The organism is Kineococcus sp. TRM81007, assembly GCF_022669155.1.
Taxonomy (GTDB): Bacteria; Actinomycetota; Actinomycetes; order Actinomycetales; family Kineococcaceae; genus Kineococcus.
On record NZ_JALBVB010000034.1, the window covers coordinates 185,367 to 192,911 of the forward strand.

Genomic DNA, 7,545 nt, shown 5'->3' on the forward strand with positions numbered 1-7,545 from the left:
GCCTCAACTCGCCCAGCGGGGATCACTCAGCTGTCGGTGCGCCGCCAAGGTACCCACCACCGACGCCGGGCAGACAGGTCCAGCAGGCGCAGACGGTGCACACCGATGAGCGCGGCCAGGCGCTGGTGCTGCTCGTCGTCCAGGTGCAGCACGAGGGTGCCCTCATCGGACAGGGAGGCGATCTGCGTACCGTGCGCGTCACGGACCTCGGCGTCGTAGGCGTGCGGGGCCACCAGCACGAAGGCGTCCCACAGGTGCGGGTGGGTGCGCACGTCGGCAACGGCGTAGCAGTAGCGCTCCGGGTCGGTGCCGGGATCGGCTCCGGGGTCGCTGTGCCGGCGCAGCTGTTCGGCGGCGGCCTCGACCTCGGCCGGCCAGGTGCCCGGTTCGTGCACGGGCAGGTCGGTCTCGACCGTGGCCGCGCGCGGCGCCAGGTGGGCCAGGACGGACCGGTCCAGCGCCTGCAGGTCCTGCTGCGGCAGGTCGCCGTGCTCGACGGCGTAGGTACCGGCACCGCTCATCTGGTCAGCGTCCCAGAGGCTGCTCGCATCGTTCGCTCTCCGACATAGGCGTGAAGTCAGCCGACCGTGATCGCGCCCGGATCGCGGGATGAGCGCGAGGTGGCTAGCGCTGGTCGAGGCTCTGGTTACGGTGATCGCGTGGGAGCCCTGAAGCCGTGGCACATCTTGGTCCTGGTCGCGGTCGTGGTCGTCGTCGCCATAGCGCTCGGGCTCGTTGCCCTGGTGAGAGCTGCGTCTCGGGGCGGGATGACCGTGAAGTCGCATGACCTTTATCAGGGGACCATCGGAGATCGACTGACTACCGTCTCGGCATGGCTCCCATCAACCCGGCCAACGGCAAAGGCACCTACGAGATCCGGATCGGCCTGTGGGCCACGGAGGAGCAGGCGTTCGCGGTGAAGGAGCGCTTGACGAGGGCCTTGTGCCCCGAGTCGGAGCACAGCGGTCCCTGCGAGATCCCGTGGTCCAGTGCTGTGCTGCCACCGGAGGCGGTCGATGAGGGCGGTGACCTCTACGACGAGTTGGTCACGCAGGCGAAGATCGAAGGCACCTACTGACTACGGCCCACGCGCGCAGCGCGGGATGAGCGTGAAGTCGACACCCACCCTTGCCGGAGGCCGGCACTGCATGAGTCAGGCCGAGGTGGTGGTGAAGGCGGCGGTGAAGGCGGCGGTGACGCTGGCGGTATCGGTGATGGTGGCGATGTTGGTCAGGGCATAGCTGAGGGCGGCGTGCTGCCAGTCGGCGTTGATGCTGGAGGTGGCATCGGAGAGGACGCTGACGCGGTAGCCGTGGTCGGCGGCGTCACGGGCGGTGTGCTCCACGGCCATGTTCGTCCACACCCCCACGACGACGACGTCGGTGATGGCCAGGTTGCGCAGCATGCTGTCCAGGCCGCTGCCGTTGAAGGCGCTCATGCGAGTGCGGTCCAGGACGATCTCGTCCTCGCGCGGGTCCAGGCCGTCAATGATGGCCGCGCCCCAGGAGCCGAGCTTGAGCGGCTCCGGGCCGAGCATGGTGAAGATCGGGGCGTTGCTTCCGCCGACGTCGCGACCGGGGTGGACCACGATGCGGTTGTGGAAGACGGCTGCACCGGTGGCGCGGGCGGCGTCCAGGACGGCGCGCACGTTGGCGACGACGTTCTGCTCCCCGGCGTGCTGAGCGGCTCCGGTGGCGGCGAAGGCTCCGTCGGGGTGGAGGTTGTCGTTCTGCATGTCGATGACGAGAACGGCGGTGCTGGCGGGATCGAGCGTGGTCATGGGCTTCCTGTCCGTGGGATCGAGGTGGTCAAGCAGGCAGCGCTGGCTCAGATGAGGCCGTGGTCGGTGAGGTAGTCGCGGGCCACGGTGGCGCTGTCCTCGCGCTCGAGGCTGACGCGGCCCAGGGCCGCTGAGAGCGCGTCGGTGGTCAAAGTGGCCGAGAAGGCGTTCAGGGCCTGGGTCACGGTGGCGGTGTTCTTGGCGGTGCTGATCAGCGGCACGACGTTCTGCACCCCGAAGAGGCCTTGCGGGTCCTGCAGCGTCACGAAGCCCCGCTGGACGATGACGGGGTCGGTGGAGAGCAGGCTGGCGACCTGGACGGTGTCGTCCTCCAGCGCAGCGACGGTGAGAGGGCCTCCGGCGTCCAGTGGCCGGAACTGCTCGAAGGTGACGTCGTAGACCTCGGCCAGACCGAGCAGGCCCTGGCGGCGTTCGGCGTACTCCGCACCCGCACCGAGCACGAAGTCGCCGGCGACGGGTGCCAGGTCGGCGATGGTGGCCAGGTCGTAGCGCTGCGCGGTGGCGGCAGTGACGACCAGGGAGTCCTTGTCCTCAGCCGTCGCCTCGTCCAGCAGGGTGAGCGTGGCCGGCAGCTTCTCCTGCAGCCCGGCGTGGACCGCCTCGGCGGTGCTCGCGTCGACCGTGTCGTTGTCGGCCAGGTAGGCCAGCAGTGCGCCGTTGTACTCCGGGATCAGGTCGATCGAGCCGTCGTGGAGGGCGCGCATGTAGACCTCGCGTGAGCCGATGCCGAAGTGGCGTTCGACCTTCACGCCGGCGGCGTCGAGGACCTGGGCGTACATCTCGGCCAGCAGTTCGCTCTCGGGGAAGTTGGCCGATCCGACCGAGATCACGTCCGAGCCGCTGCCCGCGCTGCCGTTGGTGTTCCCCGAGGAGGAGTCGCCGGCGGCCAGGGGGTCGAAACCGCCGCAGCCTGCAGCCGTGGGGGTCGCTGCGGCCAGCAGGGCGAGGGTGAGTAGATGGCGGCGCTGCATGAAGGTGCTTGTTCCTGTCCGGTGCTTGGGGCGGGGCTCAGAAGACGACGATGGGCTTGACGACGGCGCCGGAGGCGGAGTCGGCGAAGGCGTCGTTGATCTCCTGCAGGCGGTAGGCGCGGGTGAGCTTGTCGATGGGGAAGGCGCCCTGCTTCCACAGCTCGACCAGGCGGGGGATGAAGACCTGCGGCACGGCGCTGCCCTGCACGATGGTCTTGAACGTCCAGCCCTTGACCAGGGAGGAACCGATCTCGAAGGGCACCTCGGTGCCGGGGCGCGCGGCCCCGACCAGGGCCAGCGTGCCGCGCACGGCCAGCGACTGCGCCGCGCTGGCCAGCAGGGCGGGGATGGCGGTGGTGTCCAGGATGTAGTCGACGCCGGCCCCGCCGGTGATCTCCATGAGCTTCTCGTGGGTGTCGACCTGCTTGCCGTTGACGGTGTGGGTGGCGCCCAGTTCGGTGGCCAGCTGCAGGCGGGAGTCGTGCACGTCGATGGCGATGACGGTGCTGCAACCGGCGATGCGCGCGGCCATCACCGCGGCCAGGCCGACCGCGCCGGCACCGGAGACGGCCAGGCTGGTGCCGGCCGGCGGGCGCAGTTCGTTCAGGACCGCTCCGGCGCCGGTCTGCATGCCGCAGCCCAGGGGCGCGAGGACCTCCAGCGGCACGTCGGGGTCGACGACGACCACGCTGGTGGGGCGGACGTTGGCGTGGGTGGCGAAGGCGGACTGGCCGAAGAAGTGTGAGGAGATGACCTGCTCGGGACGGCCCGGGGCGCTCAGGGCGGTGGTGCCGTCGTGGCGGCGCCCGCCGAAGTCCTCGGCGAACAGGTGCTCGCAGTAGGCCACCTGCCCGGCACGGCACCGCTTGCAGGTGCCGCAGTAGGCCGCGGAGAGGATGACGTGGTCTCCGACGGCGATGTCGGCAACCATCTCCCCGACCGCCTCGACCACCCCGGCGCCCTCGTGGCCCAGCACCGCGGGAAGGGGGGTGGGGTAGACCCCGTCGCGCACGATGGCGTCGGTGTGGCACACGCCGGTGGCGACTAGCCGTACCCGCACCTCATCAGGGCGCATGGCGTCCAGCTCGACCTGCTCGATGCTCAGCGGCTGCCCGTGCTCTCGGGCGACCGCAGCGGTGATGGTGCTCGTGGTCACGTCCGTGGTCATGGCGACTCTCTCCTCTGAGCGGCCGGTGGGTCTCACCTCGCGATCGGGCGGGGACTCCGGCGGCACTAATACCTCGATTCGAGGTACCTCGATGTGTGAGACGATAACACCGTGCTGGAGCTGCCGATCCTGGGATTCCTCGCCGAGGGACCACTGCACGGCTACGAGCTGCGCCGGCGGGTGGCCCGGCTGTCCGGGTACGCGCGCCCGATCAGCGACGGAAGCCTGTACCCGGCGATCAACCGCCTGCTCAAGGCCGGCTGGCTCTCACGCCACATCGAGCCGGGAGCCGGTGCCACCCAGCGCTACGTGCTCACCCTCACCGATGCCGGACGCGAGGAGCTGCACCGTCGCCTGCGCGAGCCCGGCGAGCTGGACATCACCGACCTGGCCCGGTTCCTGACCGTGCTGGCGTTCTTGTCCCTGCTGCCCAGCGTGCAGGAGCAGCACGCCGTGCTGCGACGGCGGCTGACCTTCCTGGAGCAGCCGGCGAGCTTCTTCTACGACGGCGACCGCCCGCTGCGCCGGCGCGAGGTGACCGACCCGTACCGGCAGGGCATGTTCACCATCGCCGGGGCGACCAGCCGGGCCGAGCGCACCTGGTTGCGCGACGTCCTGGCCCACGACACCCCTGCGGCGGGAGACGCCCCCGCCGCCTCTGAGGGCTGAGCCGTCCCGACAGGTGGCGGCAGCCCGTCACCGAGAACTGGAAGGACACCCGTTCGATGCGAGCAGCGTGGTACGAGCGGCGCGGAGCAGCCGCGGACGTCCTGCAGGTCGGGGAGCTGCCCGACCCCCACCCCGGTCCCGGCGAGGTCCGGGTGCGGGTGGCCGTCTCCGGGATCAACCCCGGCGACACCAAGAAGCGCAGCGACTGGCTGGGCGCACCGATGCCCTACCCGCGCGTCATCCCGCACAGCGACGGCGCCGGCGTCGTCGACGAGGTCGGACCCGGCGTGGATGAGGAGCGGCTGGGCCATCGGGTGTGGGTGTACGGAGCGCAGTCCTACCGCGCTGGTGGGACCGCGGCGCAGTTCACCGTCGTGCCCGCCGAGCAGGCCGTCGCGCTGCCCGACGCGGTCGGCGACGAGGTCGGGGCCTGCCTGGGCATCCCCGGGATCACGGCCCACCGCGCGGTCTTCGCCGACGGGCCGGTCGCAGGCCGGACCGTCCTCGTGCACGGTGTCCTGGGAGCGGTCAGCTCGATGGCGGCGCAGCTGGCGCACCGTGCCGGGGCGCGTGTCATCGGCACCGTGCGGCGCACCGCGGAGCTCGCGCAGCTGCAGGTGCTGGAGCCCTCGCGTTGGCTGGACACCGCCCTCGCGCTGGACGGCGAGGACCCCGTCGCCGCGGTGCGGGGCATCGCTCCTGATGGCGTCGACCGCATCGTGGAGGTGTCCTTCTCCGACAACGCCGACCTCGACGCCGCGCTGGTGCGCAACGGCGGCGTCATCGCCGCCTTCGCCACCCGCCGGGCCCGACCGGAGTTCCCGTTCTGGACCATGCTCTTCGAGAACACCACCATCCGGCTGCTGGGTAGCGACGACTTCCCCGCGCAGGCCAAGCGAGAAGCAGCCGCCGAGCTCACCCAGGCAGCTGCTGCCGGTGACCTGCTCATCCCGATCGCGCAACCGCTGGCGTTGGAACGCATCGCCGAGTCCCACGATCAGGTCGATGCAGGCTCACGGAGCCGGGTGCTGCTCAGCCCGTCCAGTTGAGCGAGACCGCAACAGCGGGCCTTCCGCGGGGGACACGACTCGGGAGCTCGGTGCCTCAGCAGTGTCGTGGTCACCGGCAGGGGCGCGACAGCGCGGCCATCGACAGATCCGGACGGTCAGCGACGTCCACGACAGCGGGATGACCGTGAAGTCCCCTGACATGATCGATTAGTGCTCGACCACCTACCGCTGCCGCGAGAAGCTCTCTTGCGAGCAGGCGTCGTGGCCTTCAGGTCCGGTGACCTACGCCCGAGGCAAGGTGTCGGGCACCGTGCCTCGGGCGGCCTGGAAGGTGCAGGGGTGGTGGCGTTGTGCTGAGCACGTTCCTGATCACCCACCGGTGGATCACCCCGGCTCTACTGCTGGTCTACATCGTCATCGGTCCGGTGATCGGTGCGTGGCTGGTCCGGCGCCCTCGACTGGCGTGGGCGTTGACTGCGCTGTCCCTGCTGCCGTTGGCGGCTCTGACGCTGGTGCCGGTCGATCGCGATCTGAGCGTGGGCTGTGCGGTCCAGTGGGACTGGCCAACGCCGGCTCGGGTGGAGTCCTTTGCCAACGTGGTGCTCTTTATCGCGCCGGTGCTGTTGGCGGGTGTAGCGACCCGTCGGTGGGTGTTGGCCGCTGTGGTTGGTAGTGCGCTGTCGGCGGGGATCGAGGTGCTGCAGGCTCTCGTTCCCGGCCTGGGTCGCTCGTGCGACACCGGTGACTGGTTGGCGAACACCATGGGCGCGCTTGTCGGTGGCCTGCTTGCGTGGGGGGCCTTGGCATTGGCGCGGTGGAGACGGCCTGCGGAGCGAGCCGCTCGCCTCCACTAACGCGACAGCGGGGTAATAGCCACAAGCATGTGCCGGTGGTGGCCGTAGCCGCGCGGAAGGGTCTGCTGCATGACCGTGAAGTCGTACGCCGCCGTGATCGCGCTCGGACCGCGGGATGAGCGGGCACTTCAGCAACCATCCACGCGAGCACGACCTCCTACTTGCCGTGATGGAAAGTCGTAGCTAGCTTTCCAGTATGGAAAGCGATCCTCGGGCCACTCCCGACGACGCCCGCGCAGCCCTGCGCGAACTCACCGACACGCGCCGGCGCCTGGCCGAGCGCATCACCTCCCCGTGGTGGTACCGCCTGGGCGCGGCCGCCTGCACCGCCTCGCTGTTCCTGGGCGTCGGCCTGCTCGTGGGCCGGCCCGACGCCGGCAGCAGCGCGGAGTCGGCATCGACGCTGCTGATCGTGTTCGGGGCCATCCTGGCGCCGATGGCTCTGCTGGCGGCGCTGAGGCGTTCGACGGGGATCTCCATCGAGCGCTACGGCGAGGGCCTGGGCACCTGGTACGCCGTCGTGTTCGGGCTCTTCGCGTTGGGGTTCGCGCTGCAGGCCTTCGCCGGCGTGCCCTTCGCCCTGCCCGTCGCCGGGGTCGGTGCCTTCGTGGCCACGGTGCTCACCGAGCGGCGCATCGACGACCTGCTGCGCCGGCGCGTGCGCGAGGGCCGAGGCGCGCAGGCGGGAGCGTGAGCGCGCAGGCGCGCCCGGTCTTCGACGAGATCGTCCACGCCCCCAACCGCCTGCAGGTCTGCGCGATGCTCGCCGCCGTGGAGGCGCTGGACTTCGCCACCGTGCGCGAGGCGCTGGCCATCAGCGACTCGGTGCTCAGCAAGCACGTCAAGGTCCTGGCGGACGCCGGGTACGTGCACACCGCCAAGACCCCGCACGGCTCGCGCACTCGTACCTGGCTGTCCTTGACCGACGCCGGCCGCACGGCGCTGGATGGGCACTTGGCGGAGCTGCGCCGCATCGCGGCCCTGGCCACGACCCCCTAATCACACCTCACGGATCGACAAGGCCGTGTAGTCGTCGGCCGGTCATGATCGCGCCCGGAGGGCGGGATGACCG

Annotated in this window: 10 protein-coding genes; 6 read left to right on the forward strand and 4 right to left on the reverse strand. The window is 70.6% G+C overall.

Features of this window, described 5'->3' with window-relative positions:
* Nucleotides 1-26: 26 nt before the first annotated feature.
* The gene (locus MN205_RS04700) at nucleotides 27-521 is read right to left on the reverse strand and encodes a hypothetical protein (RefSeq protein ID WP_242124781.1); all 495 of its coding nucleotides are present in this window, start codon (nucleotides 519-521) and stop codon (nucleotides 27-29) included.
* Between the two features lie 311 nt (nucleotides 522-832).
* Here MN205_RS04700 and MN205_RS04705 point away from each other — a divergent pair, with 311 nt between their 5' ends.
* Complete coding sequence (locus MN205_RS04705; RefSeq protein WP_242124782.1) at nucleotides 833-1,078, forward strand: hypothetical protein; 246 nt, start codon at nucleotides 833-835, stop codon at nucleotides 1,076-1,078.
* A gap of 75 nt (nucleotides 1,079-1,153) precedes the next feature.
* On the opposite strand, the gene MN205_RS04710 is transcribed toward MN205_RS04705, so the two are convergent.
* From MN205_RS04710 to MN205_RS04720, 3 genes are read right to left on the reverse strand one after another with little or no spacing between them, the layout of a single operon-like run.
* Nucleotides 1,154-1,780: a cysteine hydrolase family protein gene (locus tag MN205_RS04710; protein ID WP_242124783.1), complete on the reverse strand. Its 627-nt coding sequence runs from the start codon at nucleotides 1,778-1,780 to the stop codon at nucleotides 1,154-1,156.
* A 47-nt stretch (nucleotides 1,781-1,827) separates the two neighbouring features.
* The gene (locus tag MN205_RS04715) at nucleotides 1,828-2,772 is read right to left on the reverse strand and encodes an ABC transporter substrate-binding protein (RefSeq protein ID WP_242124784.1); all 945 of its coding nucleotides are present in this window, start codon (nucleotides 2,770-2,772) and stop codon (nucleotides 1,828-1,830) included.
* A 37-nt stretch (nucleotides 2,773-2,809) separates the two neighbouring features.
* Entirely contained in the window at nucleotides 2,810-3,940 is a 1,131-nt protein-coding gene (locus MN205_RS04720; RefSeq protein ID WP_242124787.1) for an NAD(P)-dependent alcohol dehydrogenase, read from the reverse strand.
* 111 nt (nucleotides 3,941-4,051) lie between these two features.
* Between MN205_RS04720 and MN205_RS04725 the strand changes: the two genes are divergently transcribed.
* The 5 genes from MN205_RS04725 (at nucleotide 4,052) to MN205_RS04745 (ending at nucleotide 7,472) form a co-directional block, all read left to right on the forward strand.
* Entirely contained in the window at nucleotides 4,052-4,609 is a 558-nt protein-coding gene (locus MN205_RS04725) for a PadR family transcriptional regulator (RefSeq protein WP_242124789.1), read from the forward strand.
* 56 nt (nucleotides 4,610-4,665) lie between these two features.
* Nucleotides 4,666-5,658: an NADPH:quinone reductase gene (locus tag MN205_RS04730; RefSeq protein ID WP_242124791.1), complete on the forward strand. Its 993-nt coding sequence runs from the start codon at nucleotides 4,666-4,668 to the stop codon at nucleotides 5,656-5,658.
* 311 nt (nucleotides 5,659-5,969) lie between these two features.
* Nucleotides 5,970-6,473 carry a VanZ family protein gene (locus MN205_RS04735; RefSeq protein WP_242124793.1) on the forward strand — a complete coding sequence of 168 codons (504 nt, stop codon included), beginning with the start codon at nucleotides 5,970-5,972 and terminating at the stop codon, nucleotides 6,471-6,473.
* 196 nt (nucleotides 6,474-6,669) lie between these two features.
* Nucleotides 6,670-7,167, forward strand: coding sequence for a hypothetical protein (locus MN205_RS04740; protein WP_242124794.1), 498 nt, complete (start codon nucleotides 6,670-6,672; stop codon nucleotides 7,165-7,167).
* On the forward strand, nucleotides 7,164-7,472 hold the full coding sequence (locus MN205_RS04745; protein ID WP_242124796.1) for a transcriptional regulator: 309 nt from the start codon (nucleotides 7,164-7,166) through the stop codon (nucleotides 7,470-7,472). Before MN205_RS04740 ends, MN205_RS04745 begins: the two co-directional genes overlap by 4 nt.
* Nucleotides 7,473-7,545 lie beyond the last annotated feature (73 nt).

What these genes read in the sequence shown, in the direction of transcription:
- MN205_RS04700 (WP_242124781.1), bottom strand. Translation starts at nt 521, where the DNA reads ATGAGCGGTGCCGGTACCTACGCCGTCGAGCACGGCGACCTGCCGCAG.
- MN205_RS04705 (WP_242124782.1), top strand. Translation starts at nt 833, where the DNA reads ATGGCTCCCATCAACCCGGCCAACGGCAAAGGCACCTACGAGATCCGG.
- MN205_RS04710 (WP_242124783.1), bottom strand. Translation starts at nt 1,780, where the DNA reads ATGACCACGCTCGATCCCGCCAGCACCGCCGTTCTCGTCATCGACATG.
- MN205_RS04715 (WP_242124784.1), bottom strand. Translation starts at nt 2,772, where the DNA reads ATGCAGCGCCGCCATCTACTCACCCTCGCCCTGCTGGCCGCAGCGACC.
- MN205_RS04720 (WP_242124787.1), bottom strand. Translation starts at nt 3,940, where the DNA reads ATGACCACGGACGTGACCACGAGCACCATCACCGCTGCGGTCGCCCGA.
- MN205_RS04730 (WP_242124791.1), top strand. Translation starts at nt 4,666, where the DNA reads ATGCGAGCAGCGTGGTACGAGCGGCGCGGAGCAGCCGCGGACGTCCTG.
- MN205_RS04740 (WP_242124794.1), top strand. Translation starts at nt 6,670, where the DNA reads ATGGAAAGCGATCCTCGGGCCACTCCCGACGACGCCCGCGCAGCCCTG.